This window comes from Corynebacterium sp. HMSC068H04 (assembly GCF_001811255.1).
In the GTDB taxonomy this organism is placed as follows: domain Bacteria; phylum Actinomycetota; class Actinomycetes; order Mycobacteriales; family Mycobacteriaceae; genus Corynebacterium; species Corynebacterium hesseae.
The window spans coordinates 36,912-52,720 of the sequence record NZ_KV803978.1 but is presented as its reverse complement, the minus strand read 5'-3'; the positions used below and the strand labels follow the sequence as shown (position 1 = coordinate 52,720).

The 15,809-nt window shown below is 57.6% G+C and carries 12 protein-coding genes; 3 read left to right on the top strand and 9 right to left on the bottom strand.

Annotation, left to right across the window (positions count from 1 at the left end; all coding sequences use genetic code 11):
• Nucleotides 1-113: 113 nt before the first annotated feature.
• The 6 genes from HMPREF2792_RS03615 to HMPREF2792_RS03590 form a co-directional block, all read right to left on the bottom strand.
• A complete protein-coding gene (locus HMPREF2792_RS03615) occupies nt 114-1,619 on the bottom strand; it encodes an APC family permease (RefSeq protein ID WP_070530906.1) in 1,506 nt (501 codons plus the stop codon).
• Nucleotides 1,616-2,800, bottom strand: a complete 1,185-nt coding sequence (locus HMPREF2792_RS03610) for a class II histone deacetylase (protein ID WP_070530903.1) — start codon at nt 2,798-2,800, stop codon at nt 1,616-1,618. The genes HMPREF2792_RS03615 and HMPREF2792_RS03610 overlap by 4 nt, the downstream gene beginning before the upstream one ends.
• Before the next feature lie 549 nt (nt 2,801-3,349).
• The gene (locus HMPREF2792_RS03605; protein ID WP_070530901.1) at nt 3,350-4,726 is read right to left on the bottom strand and encodes an NAD-dependent succinate-semialdehyde dehydrogenase; all 1,377 of its coding nucleotides are present in this window, start codon (nt 4,724-4,726) and stop codon (nt 3,350-3,352) included.
• Between the two features lie 25 nt (nt 4,727-4,751).
• Nucleotides 4,752-6,305, bottom strand: a complete 1,554-nt coding sequence (locus HMPREF2792_RS03600; RefSeq protein WP_070523326.1) for an APC family permease — start codon at nt 6,303-6,305, stop codon at nt 4,752-4,754.
• Entirely contained in the window at nt 6,302-7,246 is a 945-nt protein-coding gene (locus HMPREF2792_RS03595; protein WP_070530899.1) for a universal stress protein, read from the bottom strand. Before HMPREF2792_RS03595 ends, HMPREF2792_RS03600 begins: the two co-directional genes overlap by 4 nt.
• 2 nt (nt 7,247-7,248) lie before the next feature.
• Nucleotides 7,249-8,760, bottom strand: coding sequence for a flavin monoamine oxidase family protein (locus HMPREF2792_RS03590; RefSeq protein ID WP_070530897.1), 1,512 nt, complete (start codon nt 8,758-8,760; stop codon nt 7,249-7,251).
• A 48-nt stretch (nt 8,761-8,808) separates the two neighbouring features.
• Here HMPREF2792_RS03590 and HMPREF2792_RS03585 point away from each other — a divergent pair, with 48 nt between their 5' ends.
• Nucleotides 8,809-9,576, top strand: coding sequence for a TetR/AcrR family transcriptional regulator (locus HMPREF2792_RS03585; RefSeq protein ID WP_083306378.1), 768 nt, complete (start codon nt 8,809-8,811; stop codon nt 9,574-9,576).
• On the opposite strand, the gene HMPREF2792_RS03580 is transcribed toward HMPREF2792_RS03585, so the two are convergent.
• From HMPREF2792_RS03580 to HMPREF2792_RS03570, 3 genes are read right to left on the bottom strand one after another with little or no spacing between them, the layout of a single operon-like run.
• The gene (locus tag HMPREF2792_RS03580; protein WP_070530894.1) at nt 9,573-10,613 is read right to left on the bottom strand and encodes a histidinol-phosphate transaminase; all 1,041 of its coding nucleotides are present in this window, start codon (nt 10,611-10,613) and stop codon (nt 9,573-9,575) included. The genes HMPREF2792_RS03585 and HMPREF2792_RS03580 overlap by 4 nt on opposite strands.
• A gap of 13 nt (nt 10,614-10,626) precedes the next feature.
• Nucleotides 10,627-11,961 carry an aromatic amino acid transport family protein gene (locus HMPREF2792_RS03575; RefSeq protein ID WP_070530892.1) on the bottom strand — a complete coding sequence of 445 codons (1,335 nt, stop codon included), beginning with the start codon at nt 11,959-11,961 and terminating at the stop codon, nt 10,627-10,629.
• A 12-nt stretch (nt 11,962-11,973) separates the two neighbouring features.
• Nucleotides 11,974-13,629 (bottom strand): thiamine pyrophosphate-dependent enzyme, encoded by a 1,656-nt coding sequence (locus HMPREF2792_RS03570; RefSeq protein WP_070530890.1) that lies wholly within the window; start codon nt 13,627-13,629, stop codon nt 11,974-11,976.
• Nucleotides 13,630-13,759: 130 nt separating this feature from the next.
• Between HMPREF2792_RS03570 and HMPREF2792_RS03565 the strand changes: the two genes are divergently transcribed.
• Both HMPREF2792_RS03565 and HMPREF2792_RS03560 read left to right on the top strand, forming a co-directional pair.
• Nucleotides 13,760-14,641, top strand: a complete 882-nt coding sequence (locus HMPREF2792_RS03565) for a LysR family transcriptional regulator (RefSeq protein WP_232748450.1) — start codon at nt 13,760-13,762, stop codon at nt 14,639-14,641.
• 156 nt (nt 14,642-14,797) lie between these two features.
• Complete coding sequence (locus HMPREF2792_RS03560; protein ID WP_070531092.1) at nt 14,798-15,748, top strand: type IV toxin-antitoxin system AbiEi family antitoxin domain-containing protein; 951 nt, start codon at nt 14,798-14,800, stop codon at nt 15,746-15,748.
• Nucleotides 15,749-15,809: the final 61 nt, after the last annotated feature.

Genomic DNA, 15,809 nt, shown 5'->3' with positions numbered 1-15,809 from the left:
CCCGCCGCTCTTGTCGTTACCGGTAGATTTCGTTAGCTCTGCACAATCGGGGCGTACGTCCCCGAGGTTTCCCATAAGCGTTCAATACCGTGTTCACGTTTTCGTGCTTTGGATCAATCTTGTGCTGATGTGACTAGTTGAGAGTTTTTCGGCTCAGCGGTTGCCCTACTCTGCACGCGGCTTTCGCCTGGGGGATGTCCAGAACCGATGTTGCTATAGATGTGAGGATGGGAGCGCTTGAGCAGCTCGCCGCGAACAAAGCCAGCTACTCCACACAAGAGGATGATGGTTGGAATCACGAAAACCAAATACCACAGCTCGGCATCGCCAATGAGGTTCTCGAAGTTGGCCAAGATCAGCACGAACATTGTGCCGAACCCAATGATGGCGATAGTTGGCGCCACTTTTGTGACGAACACTGGGTAAAGCCCTTTGTGCTTCCTAAAATAGAAGTAAACCGAGACCGAAGTGGTTAGAAGCAAGAAGACGAGTCCGAAACCACCAGCGTTACTCATCCAAGAGAACACGATTGCTGATGGAAAGCTTTCGTCATATCCTGAGAGCTTTTGAGCAAGCAGTGCCGTGGCGATGGCAAACAAACCGAAGCAAGATTGGAAAAGCGATGCCGCAACAGGGGCACCATTTTCGCTAGTCGTGCCGAGGTTCTTCCAAATAACCTGTTCTCGCCCCAGCGCCATGAGGTAGCGGGAAATAGAATTGTGGAAGGCTGTAACGGCTGCGAAGAGGGAGGTGACCAAGAGAAGCTGAATTAGCGGAACGATGGACTCGTATCCCTGGCTGGCAATAAAGTTGAAGAACAGATCCGAACCAGATTCTTGCGCAGAATCAACTACCTGAGACTCTCCAGTGCTTTGGGCAATTGACCATGAAGAGAATCCATAAAAGCCGGAAATAATCAGAATTGATATAAGCGTCGCGTTTGGGATGGTTTTCTCCGGATTGATTGCCTCCTCAGAGTACATAGCACTGCTTTCAATTCCCATGAACCCGGCGATAGTGAACGCGAGGAGAGTTCCTGTGCCAGTTCCAATGAGCGCGGACGGAGATAAGGTGCCAATCGAGAGCCCATCTGCAGGGTTGCGGATTGCGAGAACACAGAAGAACACGATGGCACAAGACTCCAAGAAGAGAAGAACTCCTAGAATTCTCGAAGTGGCATCGGCAGATTTAATGCCTAGAAATGCCACTAGGCTTAAAGCTATGAGTGCCCACACCGCCCAGTGGATATAGGTGCCTACTATCGATTCAAATAAGCTAGATGCTGTGTATCCGAGAAGACAGTAAAGTGCGATCTGCATAGCAGTGTAAGAAACGATAGCCAGTGAAGAAGCTGCTAAACCGTGACTTTTCCCGAGGCCGGCGGAGACGTAGGAAAAGAATGCAGCAGTATTGGGTATCTCCTTGGCCATAGCGCAGAAGCCGACTGAAAAGAATGCCACGAGTGCTCCGCAAAGCAGGTAGCCGAGAGGAACTCCTGGCATTCCAGATGTGGCGTATGCTGCCGTTACTCCGGCGGAAACCACCGTTAAAGGTGCAGCTGCTGCAATTACTAGAAAGACAATGTTGTGCGTCTTGAGGGTACGAATCTTTTCGCTCATACGGCACCATCACTTGTAGCAGGGGAGAGACTTTCAAGCGCGGGGCTGTCTTCTTTGAAGTGAGCGGTATATGCCTTTCTTAGATACTCGATTTGTTCATCTGTGAACGTCTTTCGAATCTGTCCTTCCACGATTTCGGCGTATTCATCCTTGAAACCGGACTCTTCACCGGTCAGGTTTTCAAACACTGCAAGACCGCAGAAAGGAACGTAGTACTGGCAATAGCCGCCTTCTTGGACCACGACTAGATTTCCTTCAGAAAGGCTGTCTGCAGCAGCTGCAAGAGCCTGAGTCATGTTGTAGTAACCCGAGGTTGTTACCATCATGCGGCCTAGAGGGTCCATCATCGCGGCATCGTAGCCTGTACTAAGGATGATTAATTCTGGCTTGAATTCCTCGAGCGCTGGAATGACGATCTCATTAAGCGCGGTTTCATACACTAGGTCGCCACTTCCTGGAGGAAGGGGGATATTCAGGTTGAAATCCTTGCCTTTTCCGGAGCCTCGTTCTTCGACGAAACCACTGTCGACCGGGAAATTTCTATCTTGGTGGATGGATACTGTGAGAACACGGTTGTCTTCCCACCAGATGTCTTGGGTTCCGTTGCCATGGTGAACATCCCAATCTACGATTGCGACTCTTTCTAGACCGCGTTCCTCGAGAGCAAAAGACGCTGCAGCCGACGCGTTATTGAAAAGGCAGAAGCCTAAGCCACGGTTCCTCTCAGCATGGTGTCCCGGAGGATTAATCAAGGCATACCCACGGTCAACCTCTCCGTCTAGTACAGCTCGAGTCATTTCAATTGCGCCGCCAGCTGAGAGCTTCGCAATGTCTGCGCCTCCTTGTCCGAACGGTGATCCTCCATCTCCACAATCGCCACCTTTCGGTAGTTGAGACTGTTGGAGCATCGACTCGATGTGTTCTTTGGAGTGAATTCTTTCGAGTTGCTCCTTCGTCGCCGGCTTTGCCGAAAGATTGGTGAGGTGTTTGCGGAGCTGCGAGGCCTGCACTAATTCGTTTAGGCGTCGCTTTGGTTCCGGCGAAGAGAAGTGGCGGTTCACGGGTTGTAGGCCAAGGGCTGGGTTCGCCGGCGCATTGCCACCCGTGCCTGTGTCGTGCCATCCGTAGAGCGTGTCCCAGAGATAACCCACAGAGACTTTATCTTGCTTTTTGGTTGACATTTACAATCCTTCCTTTCGGCTGTGGTGTTGCAGACCATAGTACTTGTCGAGTGTGATTTGAGAGACTGTTTTCGCCTTAATTGCGGGGAAGGTTAATTTCTCTAAGGTGCCATTATGCTTTTTAATATTGGCAGTGGAGTCCGTTGTTTTTGAACTGCTGTTAGAGGTATTGGCTAATGGTGGTATAGCCATTTTGAATCGAATAAAGCTAACGGCTGCCTACCCCTTTGTGAGGGTGAATTGGTTGCGAGTTAGTCCATCTATCGTGCGTAAATATTTGTATACATGCAGGCTATCTCATGGAAGTGAAAGCTTTTGCAATGTTTTACTGGCGATATTTGCGGCAATATTGGCTCGCGGGAAGGATTGTTGGATTGTAATTTGTTATAGGAATTAATCCAACCTCGATGGATGCGTTCATTCCGTTTACGGGTGGACTCGTATTGAGTTTGATGAAACAGGTTTTACTTCAATTGGGGCGTACGAAAACCAAAAGGGTGTTGGATTATCCGTCGATAATCCAACACCCTTTTAGTGATCTATTTCGGGCTACTTCTCCACGTAGTAGAGCTGCTTGTTAACGAACTCATCCATGCCAAGCGGGCCGAGCTCGCGGCCAAAGCCGGAGCGCTTCACGCCACCGAATGGCATTTCTTCGCCTTCGCCAGCGGGGGTGTTCACGTTAGCCATGCCGCACTCGAGACGGCGGGAGACAGCGGCGGCGCGTTCGGGGTCCTGGGAGAACACGGTGCCGCCGAGGCCGTACTGGGTGTTATTAGCCAAATCGAGGGCTTCTTCGTCGCTGCTTACTTTGTAAACGGTCGCGACTGGGCCGAAGAACTCCTCGTAGTAGATATCGGAGCCAACCGGGATATCGGTGATGACAGCAGGGGAGACGTAAGCGCCTTCCGCAGAGAGCTCGCCACCAGCACGCAAGTTAGCACCGGCAGAAACGGCACGGTCCAGCTGGTCACGCAGCTTTTCAGCTGCCTCACGGGAGGACAGTGCAGAGTATGCGCCTTCGGGTTGGTTGTCCGGAGTGGACTTTACTGCAGCGTTGGCGAGGCGCTCGAGCTCAGCGACGAACTCGTCGTAGATGTCTTCCATGACAATCATGCGCTTGTTCGAGTTGCAGGCCTGGCCGGTGTTGTACATACGCGTGCCCCATGCCAGCTCCGCAGCTGCCTTGACGTCGTCAGTATCGAGCAGGACATACGGGTCAGAGCCGCCGAGCTCGAGAACAGCCTTCTTGAGGTTTTCGCCGGCCTGCGCGCCGATGATGGAGCCTGCGCGCTCAGAACCGGTAAGAGATACACCTTGGATGCGAGAGTCCGCGATGATGGTGGAAATCTGGTCGTGGGAAGCAAAGACGTTGTTGTACACGCCTTCAGGAACGCCAGCGTCATCCATGATCTTCTGAACGGCGAGGGCCGAGCGCGGACAGATTTCCGCATCCTTGAGAATGATGGTGTTGCCCAGCATCAGGTTGGGTGCCACGAAGCGGGCGATCTGGTAGTAGGGGAAATTCCACGGCATGATGCCGAGCAGTGGGCCGATAGGCAGGCGGCGGATGACTGCAGTGCCGTTGGAGGCAGTTGGGATCTCTTGGTCCTTGGTGAAGTCTGCGCCGTTATCGGCGTAGTACTTGATAATGGCGGAAGAGAACTCAGCTTCCTCGATGCCTTCGGAGTGGAACTTGCCCATCTCCTCGCCGGCGATCTGGGCTAGTTCTTCCTTGCGTTCCTCGAAGAGCTCGCTGACGCGGGTCATGATTTCTGCGCGCTCAGAGATGGGGCGTGCAGACCACTCTTTATAAGCCGCGGCAGATTTTGCCAGTGCTGCTTCGATCTCAGCGTCGGTAGCGGTATCGAAGGTTTCGACTACCTCATTGGTTACGGGGTTCTGTACGCGATAGGTGTTGGACATTGATTACTCCTTTTCTCGTGTGTAGTTAGACCAGCGGTTGCTGGTCGTCGTCGCGCGAGGAAATTCGCGTGAGGGTTTCGCCCTTGAAGAATCCTGGGTGGGCAAAGCGGGTGAACAGCATGATGAATACGCCGAGCCCTAAGACAGCGACGCTCAAAATGAAGACCATGCCGATACCACCGATTTCAGACCCGGATCCGTAGGACGGATCCATGGAATCGAATGCAGTGATGAAGAACATCATGAGCAAGAATCCGCCGCCCACAGTGGGGAAGAGGAACTTGAACACGATGTTATGCATCGAGCTAAACAGTTCGGTTCGGAAGTACCAGATGCAGGCCACGGCCGTAATTCCATAGTAGAAACAGACCATGAGGCCCATCGTAGCGATGGTGTCCCATAGCGCGTTTTCCGAAATAAGGCGGGTTACCGCGTAGAACACGGCTGCTGCTGCAGCGGAAACAATGGTGGCCGTCGACGGTGTACGGAAGCGGGGGCTGATCTTTGCGAACACCGGCGGCAATGCGCGGTAGTAGCCCATGGCCAGCAAGGTGCGGGCGGGGCCCACCATCGTGGATTGCAGGGAGGCGAAGGAAGAGGACAGGACCGCGATATAGATCAGGATCGAGGCCTTACCCAAGACGGGCTCTGAAAGTGCCGCGAAAATCGATTCCTGGTTTTCTGGATTACCAGCGCCCAGGCCCGTGTCACCTGTGCCGGCCCAAGTGATGACTGCCAGCGCGGTGAGGATATACAGCGCGATGATGATGAGCACCGTGATCGTAGCTGCACGACCGGGCGTCTTTTCGGGGTTCTTTGTTTCCTCGTTCATCGTGAGGGTTACGTCCCATCCCCAGAACATGAAGATAGACAGTGAGATGCCCGCAGCAATGAGGGAAAAGCTACCGATGCCAACCGGGTTGAACCATTCGAGCGAAATCGGTGTGAAGTCGAATCCGCCGTTGTTATAGGCGTTGTGGATTGCGACGACGTCGAAAAGCACAATGGCAGCAATCTGAATCGCAACGAGTACATACTGCAGCTTTTGAGTTGAGTCGAGTCCGCGGTAAGAAATGTAGCCCGCGATAGCGATAAAGACGAAGGTAGTCGGGATATTAACCCACAGGTTCCGGGTCAGATCACTAATAGCCGGGTTATTGAAGAGCTGACCAAGAAGTAGGTAGAAGAAGTCGACGGCCACCGCCGCCAGGTTTGATAGCACCAGAATCGTGGCGGTGATAAGCCCCCATCCTCCCATCCAGCCGGCCCACGGGCCGAAGGCCTTTGTAGCCCACGTGAAGGAAGTACCTGAATCAGGGACTGCGTTGTTGAGCTCGCGGTAGGCAAACGCTACAAGCAGCATGGGGATAAAGCCCAGCAACAGCACTGCCGGGACGTATTGACCTACAGCTGAAATCGTTGGGCCAATACCGGAGGTCAGCGTATAGGTAGGGGCGATGCAACTGACGCCAATGACGACTGCGCCAAGTAATCCGACGCGGCCCGTAGCTAGGCCTTTGTCCGACGCTGTCTCATTTACCGAGTGGGTGGTTGGCGTCGAAGGGGTCGTGGTGGTCATGTGTTGTCACCACCTTTCGATAGAAGATTGTTTTCTTCGCCGGCCTGCATGTAGCCGGCGGGCACAACAATCATGGGGACTGGGATCAAGCGGAGCATTCGAGACGCAGTCGAGCCCAGGAAGAGCCGTCCAGGAACGGCCATACGGGAGGAACCGACAACGGCGATTTCGCCGTCTTGCCAGCTCAGCTTTTCCAACGCAGTGCTGACGTCCTTGCCAGACGCCACCTCGGTGGTGGCGTGTCCGGCGTCAAGCATGTGTTGAGCGGAGTCAGCCAGTTTTCGGTTGGCATAAGCATTGAGCGCACTGGGCACGTCGGTTCCGAGCCCATGCATGTCAGACTCACCGCTTAGGACGAGCGAAACGAGCCGCAAGGGAATCTCACGGCGACGCGCACGATCAAGGCCGATCGCAATGACGTCGGAGGTGCCACGGCGAGGGCCAAAGAAGGTTGTGACTCGAGTGATAGGGCCTGGGTAAGAGTATCCGCGCGGCGCGAGCGCGACAGGAACGGGGGCAGAGTGCAAGAGCGCATTGACCGCCGATCCCATCTGGAAACGCCCGAAGAGGCCACCCTTCCGGGCGCCAACGACGAGCAAGTCAGCACCAAGGGTCTCCGCAGTTTCGCAGAGCGCGGCAGCTTCGGAGTCTCCCGTCACGATGCGTGCGGTTGCAGTGATTTCTTCAGGAACCTCCGCGAGAGCCTCCTCCAGCCATCCAGCGATTTGTTCCTCCACAATGGAGTCATAGCCACGGTCGTGTGGGTAAACGCCCGAGAAGGAGCTATGCGCGGGGGCTACCATAACGAGTTCGAGGCGCACGTTGCGCTCTTTTGCGAGAGCAATTCCTAAGCGCAACGCGTCTTTGCCGAAATCGGTAGCGACGTAGCCCACGAGGATGCAACCACTAGTGCTGCGGCGAGGGAAACTTGCGGGAGCCATGTTTAAGCCTTCGCTGCTTGCTCTGCGATAGCCTGTGCGGCGATTTCGCCCTGGCGTACTGCGCCGTCGACGTGCTGGTAACCTTCCGCAGCGATGTCGGAGCATGCGTAGTAGATGGGGCCGGTCGGTTGATTCTGGAGGTGTCCCCAGCGCGAGAGTCCACCGAGATCATAGGAGGTAGCGTAGGCACCACGCGTCCACTCTTCGGCTGCCATGTCAGACAGGTAGAAAGCGATGGGCTCTTTGGTCTTGGGGCCAAGGTAATCTGCCATGGCGTCGAGAATGCGTTCTTTGCGCTCTTCAGCCGGCAGGTGCCACATCTCCTCTGCGTAAACGTCGGAGACAAAGCCCACGAGGGTGCCGTAGGGGTCTTCCTTATCTGCGGTCGATTCGGCAAAATTCTTGCCGTAATTGGTGTTGTCGTAAACCTCCTGAACGAGGCGACCGCCACCAAAGCCGGTGCCGGAGAGTCCTTCTTCGCGCCAGAACGGGGTGTCGTAGATGGCATGGACCTTGATAACTAGTCCCATGGAGATGTGCTGGTGCGCAATCTGCTGGTCGCGCGGCATCGGCGGGACGAAGGAGATGCGGTTGTACAGGTTTGGCGGAACAGCAAGGACAGCGAAACGGGCCTTGACAGTGACCTTCTCCGAAATGGCGGTAACGTTTCCAGCCTCGCCATTACCCGTGACACCATTGCGAACATCTGCCTTGATGTTGTTGAGTTCGTCCGCGGTAGATGCATCCGGCTCCGCCCAGTGAAGCTCGCGCACTGGAGTGCCGAGGTGGACATCGTCGCCCAAGCCCTTGGCAAGAGTTAAGGAAACGGACTGCATACCGCCGACGACGCGCTTATCCAGGATGAAGTCCTCATCCACAAGGTTGCTGAAGGAGCCTGCGGAGCAAGCCATGAGCACTGCTTGAAGAGTGGAGAACGTGTAGGAGGGCTTGGTCAGCATGCCGGACGCCACATAAATCGAAACGTTGTCGATGGCCTCAGTGTCGTCGGAAAGCTCCTCAAGCCAAGAGCGGAAAGAGATGGAGTCTAGCTCTTTGGCGCGCGGGTGGGACCAAGGGTTTGCCGGGTCCATTTCCGCTGCGAGTTCATCCATGATCTTGATGAGGCGGTCCATCTCAGCAATGGTCTTCTCATCGGCTGGGAATACGGTGCCTTCGTACTCGTGGCGGGTGCCATCAGGGGAGACGTAGATCGACTTGCCCTCGCGGTAGCGGGAGAAAGTTTCGAGGCCGAGTTCATCAACGAGCTCGATGAGGCGGGTCTGGTCGGGGGAGATCCACTGGCCTCCGAGCTCGACAAAGTGCTCGACCCCCTTTGCATCCTTGACCTTGCCGTTCCAGGTACGGCCGCCGACGCGCTCGCGAGCTTCGAGGACGGCTACGCTCAGGCCCTTCTTCTTTAGGGTATGTGCGGCCATGAGGCCAGCGGGGCCGGCGCCGATAACGACGACATCGCGCTCGATAACGGGATTGTCTGGATTGACGAGTGAAGTCATGAAGGTGTCTCCGTTCCTATGGGACGATGAAGGGGCAGGTGTGGCAAAATGAACATCATTCATTTTGTGTCGCGTATCACTGTACAGAAGGAACGTAACGTGAGACAAGGTTTTGAAGCTGTGAGTTCACATCGGTCTAAAGGTCGTCCCCATAAAGCGCTGGTTACGCGCGAAAAAATCGCTAAGGCTGCGCTCACCATTGTGGGGGAAGAAGGATATGAAAAACTCACAATGGCGCGCATTGCCCGCCGTCTAAACGTGGGAACCAGCGCTTTATACAACCACGTTTCGGGGAAAGATGATTTGCTCGCGTTGATCGAAGATGCAGTCATGGAGCAAGTGGAATGCAGTTCCTTGTATGCCGCATTGGAGGCCACCCCGACACTCTCACCCCGCGATGCACTCATACGTTGGGCAACGTCCTATCGCGATGTCTGCGCACGGCATGTTCCGCTCGTGCGGATTATTGCGTTGACACCTATTTCTGGAGCACCTCGTACGGTTGAAATGTACGAAGTGCTAGCCCGAGTTTTGAAGCTGACCGGTCTTCCGAGCTCAGCCATCATGCCACGCATCGTGGCATTGGAATCTTTCATTTATGGCAGTGCTTACGATGTCCACGCCCCCGAAGACATCTTTGACCTTCCGGTGGATAGTGAGGCGCGCGCACCGGCACTGGCCGATGCGCGCGGCGCTTTCTCACCGGACGCCTCCATGGCAGAGAGTCAGGATCAGAGGAATCCCTACGCCGACGAGCCGTTCCGCTTAGGCCTTGAAGCCCTCCTGTCAGATCTCCCCGACGAGAAGAATGGCTAGCCCCTCCAAGGCTCAATGCCCGCGCGCCGCCAGGCCTCCAAGAACTGCGTAGTCTCGGCCTCATCAGTGATGGACACGCGCACGCCTTCGTCGAGGTAGCGGCGGATGACCACGCCTTCATCGAGCATCTTCGTTTCCACCTCCGCGGCATCCGCACGCGGCAGCCAGACGAAGTTGCCGAAGGACTTCTCGGCCCCCAGCTCCGCGCAGACGCGGTCGCGCTGCGCTTTGGTGATCTCGACGGCGTCGGCAAGCTCGTCGTGGCGCTTGAGCACCTCCACGGCGGCGGTTTCCGCCATGGCGGTCACCGTCAGCGGCAGGGAGAGCAGACGCAGCGCATTGATGATCTCTTCGCCTGCCACCGCGTAGCCCACGCGCATGCCGGCCAATCCCCACGCTTTGGAGAAGGTGCGCACGCCGAGCAGGTTGGGGTAGCGCTGGTATTCCTCCACCGAATCCGGGGTATTGGGGGCGTCGTTGTACTCCCAATAAGCCTCATCCAGCAGCACGACCACGTCCTTGGGCACCCGGTCCATGAAGGCGCGGAATTCACCGCGGGTAATGACCGTGCCCGTCGGGTTATTGGGGTTGCACAGGATGATGAGCTTGGTCTTCTCCGTTAGCGCCTCGAGTACTGCTTCCAGATCGACGCGGTAATCCTCCGTGAGTGGGACCAGAACCGGCTCCGCGCCGGCCATGCGCACGTACAGGGGATAGGCCTCAAAGCTGCGCCAGGGCACGATGACCTCATCGCCGGTGTGGCAAGACGCCAAGATGGTGGCCTGCAGGATGGGCGTGGAACCCGCGGAGACGAAGATATTATCCGCCGGCACTCCCAGGTAGTTGCACAGGGCGTTGGTGAGCTCCAAGGAGCCTGGATGCTGGTAGCGGTTGGTGGTGCGGGCGGCGTCGGCAACCGCGGCGATGATGTCCTCAGCGGGTGGGAAGGGGACCTCATTGGATGAGAGCTTGAGCGCGTTGGGGAAGTCCTTGCCCACCTTGTACTCGGGGAAGCTCGAGAGATCATTACGAAGCATAATCACGTCCTTTCTAAATCATGTCCCAGATGGTCACGGCCATAATCAGCAGGCCCATGCCGAAGACGAAGTAGTTCCACGGGTCATTGCGGAAGTGCTTGTACACGTCCAACTTCTTGAACATGTACACCGGAACCAGGTAAACGATGAACGCCACGAAGACACCGGAGACCACGGAAATCATGGAAATAATGGAGGGGTTGAAGATCGCCACGAGCGTGGTGCACACGAAGGCGATGACATAAATGATGTTGAGCAGCGTGCGGTGCGAGACCTTCTCCGCCAGCTTCGGCGCGGCGTTCTTCAGCAGGTACTCCGTGCCTTCTTCTGTGCCGAGCATGTGGCCGAAGTAGGAGGAGACGATGGCGCAGATGACCACGATGGGCGCCATGTAGGCCATGAATGGCGTGCCGGTGACGTTGGCGAAGTAGGAGAGCACCGGAATGTTTTGCTCGAGGGCCTCATTCATGCCGTCAGCGCCGAGCGCGAGGACGCAGGACCAGACGAAGAACATGGTGAAGACAACCAGAAGGATGGAGGTGTAGAACTCCGTGCGGGAGACGCGCTTCTCGGTCTTCTCGCCGTACTGCGGCTGCATATCGAGGGCGAATTGCGACAGCGCTGCCATGTGGGAGAAGGAGAAGACCAGCACCGGCAGGATGAGGAAAATACCCTTGAAAATGCCGCCGTAGCCATCCGAGCCGTCGTCAAAGTGAAGGAAGCTCTCCAAGTCCCAACGCGGGATGAGGTAAATGGAGGTGACTGCCAGCGCAATAATCAGCGGGTACACCAGCACCTGGGCTAGCCAAATCATGGGCTTGCGGCCGATGGCGAAGGCGCCGGTCATCACGCCGACGCAGAGCATGGCCAGTAGCCACCGGTCGAGCGAAGGCCCGCCCAGCTGGTTGACGATGAAGCTATCCACCGCGTTGGTGATGGAGACACCATAAATCAGGACGGTGGAAAATACCGTGATCCAATACAGCACCGCGAAGACGATTCCTTGGCCCTTGCCCAGGTACTGCGAGACCAGCTCGAGGATGTCCTTGCCGTGGTCCTCTTTGGGCGCGCCCGCGACGATGCGCGCGTAGGTGCGGTGTGAAAAATACACCAGCGGGAAGATGAAGACCGTGGCGAAGACCAGCGGCCAGAACCCGAATCCGCCGGCGTTGAGCGGTAGGAAGAGGATGCCGGCACCCACGGCGGTACCGAAGAGCGTAATGATCCACGATGCGGTGGAGGCGGCGGGACGCTGCTTGGCGACGACCCCATCGCCCACAATGTGCTCGCCCTCCTTCAGCTCAGTGGTAGGTGGCGTGGTTGTTGGGGGAGTGTTGGTAGAGCTCATGGTGAGTCTCCTTTAGTTGGTGGGCGGAATAGGCAGGGAATGCTCTTGATCGGTGATGACGTTGATCAGTGCCGGTACCCTGTCGTTGGCGATGGCGTGCAAAGCGCGGGCCACGGCCTCCGGGGCTTGTGCGTCATCGGTGACGAGCTCGCCGTGGGCACCGAAGCCGCGGGCGACGGCAGCAAAGTCCGGGTTCACCAGCTGCGTGCCGGAGACGCGATCGGGGAAGTGCTTCTTCTGGTGGTCGCGGATGGTTCCGAACTCGCCATTGGACATCACGATGATGAGGAAAGGCGCGCCGTACTGCAGCGCGGTGGCCAGCTCCTGGCCGTTCATGAGGTATTCGCCATCGCCGGCAACTGTGACCACGGTGCGCTCCGGGAACTCCAGCTTGGTGGAAACAGCGGCCGGGATGGAGTAGCCCATCGAGCCGTTGCGCACGCTGAACTGGGACAGGTAGACCGAGGAGCGCAGGAACTGCTGGGCCCAGATGCAGTGGTTGCCGGCACCGAAGGTGTAGATGGAATCCTTGGGCAACTGCTCGTGGAGCGCTGCGAGGATGGCCTCCATGTGGGCGGTGCCCTCTTCACCCGGGCGGTAGTCTGCGGGCTCGGGGAGGGTGGCGAAGTCGAGGTGGTTCGCGTGCGCGGAATCAAACCACTCGCCGCGCTTGTCCTTGCCCTCGACGCTCAAGCGGTCCAGGGCGTTAGCGAAGGTCACGGGGCTTGCCACGATGTGTTCCAGCAGCGCCACCGAGTGCCCGCGCAGGCTGGTGTCGGGATTGATGGCGATGTTGCGTGCCTGCGGTGACTGGCGCAGGGTATAGCCGTCTGTGGGGACGTCGCCAAGCACTGCGCCCACCTCGATGACCAAGGAGGCGTCCTCGAGCAGCTGTGCCGCGCGGGGGTCGCGGCCGTAGCCGAGCCAGCCGGCGTTGGCGGGGGAGTCGAAAGGCACGCGGTCGGCGGCGCGGAAGTCTTGAATGATCGGGATGCGCTGCTCTTCGGCGAAGCGAGTGATCTTCTCCGCGGCCTCCGGGGTCCAGCGCGGACCGCCGGCAAAAATGAGTGGTCGCTCTGCGCGGCTCAGTTCGCGGGAGAGGAGGTCCAGGTGATCGTCGGAAAGCGCGCCTTCCGCAACCGGGATGGGCGGGTGGATGGTGCCGGTGAACTCCTGGTGGAGAACATCTTCCGGCAACCCTACGATGACGGGGCCGGGGCGGCCCTGCTGGGCCTGGAAGAATGCTTCGGCCACGACGCGAGAGGCGCGCTCCGGATCGTCGAGGACGAAGACCTGCTTGGCCTGGGTGCCGAACCACGCCTTGGGATCGAATTCCTGGAAGGATTCGCGGTCGCGGTCCGAGGTGGGGATGAGGCCGACGAAGAGGACGAGCGGGGTAGCGTCCTGCCAAGCGGTGTGGATGCCGACGTAGGCGTTGGCCGCGCCGGGCCCGCGGGTGACCATGGCTACGCCGGGCTGGCCGGTGGCTTTGCCGTGGGCCTCAGCCATGTAGGTGGCGCCGCCTTCGTGACGGCAGACGATGGCTTCGACGGGGGAATCGTAGAGTCCGTCCAACACGGGAAGGAAGCTTTCGCCGGGTACGAGGAATGCGCGGGGCACATTGTGCGCGGCAAGTGATGCGGCAATGGCAGCGCCGACATGTGACATGGAGAACCTCCTAGGCTTTGTTGTGGTAATGGTCTCATTATTCTTTGGTGATGTCATGTTGTCTAATGCTGCTAAAGCTCTAAAGCCATGCATATAGGGCATGGGGGCTGGTAAAAGTAGGGGAATGGACATGGTGAAGGCCAAATATTTCCTCGCGGTGGCTGAGGCCGGGACGGTGACCGCTGCCGCCTCACGCCTCGGAATTACCCAGCCGGCACTGAGCCGCCAACTCCGGCGCTTTGAAAAGGAACTGGACCTTGAGCTCTTCGTGCGGGCTGGATCTGCGCTTGTGCTGAGCGACGCAGCGCATGCCCTCATCCCTACCTGTCGCCGCCTCCTCGCTGCATCCGCGCGCGCCGGGCAGGCGGTGGAGGCACTTCGGGCTGGCAGAATTCCGGCGCTGCGCGTGGCGGCCACGCCGACGACGATGTCGACGCTTCTCGCTCCGTTTATAGAGGCCGCCGGCTCGTCGATTCCTCTGCTTACGACGACTCCGGTCTCGCACTACGACGTCTTCGACGCGCTGGAAGGAACCGCCGACATGGTGATTGCTACCATCCCGCCGGGCAATGACGTGGCTTCCTTGCCGCTGGGCACGATTCCGGTGCGCGCCTGGGTGCCGCCGACGCACCCGCTGGCGCTGGAATGCGCGGGTTCGACAAGCGTGGAGGTTGAGCGCTTGCTGCAGGAAAATGTGGCGCTGCCCTCGCGGCGCAGCGTGTCCCGCGGGGTGGTGGATTCCTTCGTGGGCACGGCTGGCTATGCCCTGGGCTCGCACGTGGAGTGCGATGATACGGCGACGTTATGCGCCTTGGCGCGTACCGGGCGAGCTGTAGCTTTAATGACGGAGCTGCAGCCGGCGCGGCTGGTGGGCTTTGATGTCGTTGATGGCGAGCGCGCGCTGGGCGGTGTGCCACTGGTGGCGGCATGGTCCCCGGGCCACTTCGCGGGGCAGGAGATAGAGCAGATTGCTCGGCGGTTCCGCAGTTTTATTGAGGGGTCGCTTCGCTAGGGTCTGCTTAGTTTGCATTGGGCATAACTGTCGTTGTTGCCAAAAATCAGGCCAGATCTTGAATCAGAGGCTATAACTTTGGCAGAACGGGCAGTTGCTCGGCATGTGGCGGGGCGCCATGTTAGCGTGGAGGCCAAACTTTCCGGGGGGAATGACATGAACCATGGCGTTGTGCGCGGCCTATCTAAAGGCGCGCTTGCAACTCGCGTGAGCCGTGGGGAGATTGCGAGAATCGCCAAGGGAATCTACGTCTGGGGCAGGCCTGAGCCTTTAGAGCTTTTGAAGCTGTTGCAGGAGCACCGTCCATACCTTAAGGCGACAGGTACAACGGCTGCCCAGGTACTCCTTGGCGAGCCTGTCACTTTTCCGCTGAGGCTCGCCAGCGTGGAGCGAATGCCGGCATCGACCTTTTATGTGCATTCACGGGTGAGCGTCACTAGTTTTGTCACTTTGTCGGGGATCCGGATTCTTAATCCTCTTGTCGCTATGAAGTCCGTTAGTCCTGATCTGGGGATTCGCGTCTTCGAATCTATCTATTCTTCGAAGTCGGGGCGTGCTCGCTTGGACAGCCACCGCGAAGCACTCAATGTCATCCCTGTTGCAAGCCAACGGATGCTGGAGCAAGCCGCCCTGTTCACGGATTCCGGTGCGGAGGTCAAGGTGGCGAAGGGACTGAAGAGGCATGGGCTCAAAGTTGAGTGCAACGTTGTTATCGGCCACTACACCTGGGACATCGTGCTCCCAGAGCTCAAGGTTGCGGTAGAAATCAACGGGATGAAATTCCATTCCCAGCGAGAGGCATGGCTACGAGACCATTGGAAGAACAACGAGGGTGCGCTGATTGGGTGGCTCACGTTGCGCTACACAGGTCATTGCGTGGCACATCATCTGGACTATGTCATCGACCAGATAGCCAATGCCAGGAATCCGGACTTCGAGAAGCGCTACTTCAAATTCATCGGCTTCTGGCATGAGGGAGTGTTGCCGCCCAAGCCAAAGCCCTGGGAATACAGCGAGCACTTAGGGTATCTGCCGCCCGATTTGCCTGAGCCGCCCGACTTGCCTGAGCCGCCCGACGTCCCGCAGCCGCCCGACTGCCCTAGTTGACAAAGTTATTGCCAGATCTTGAGTCGGAGGCGATAACTTTGGCAGAACGGACAGTGTGGAG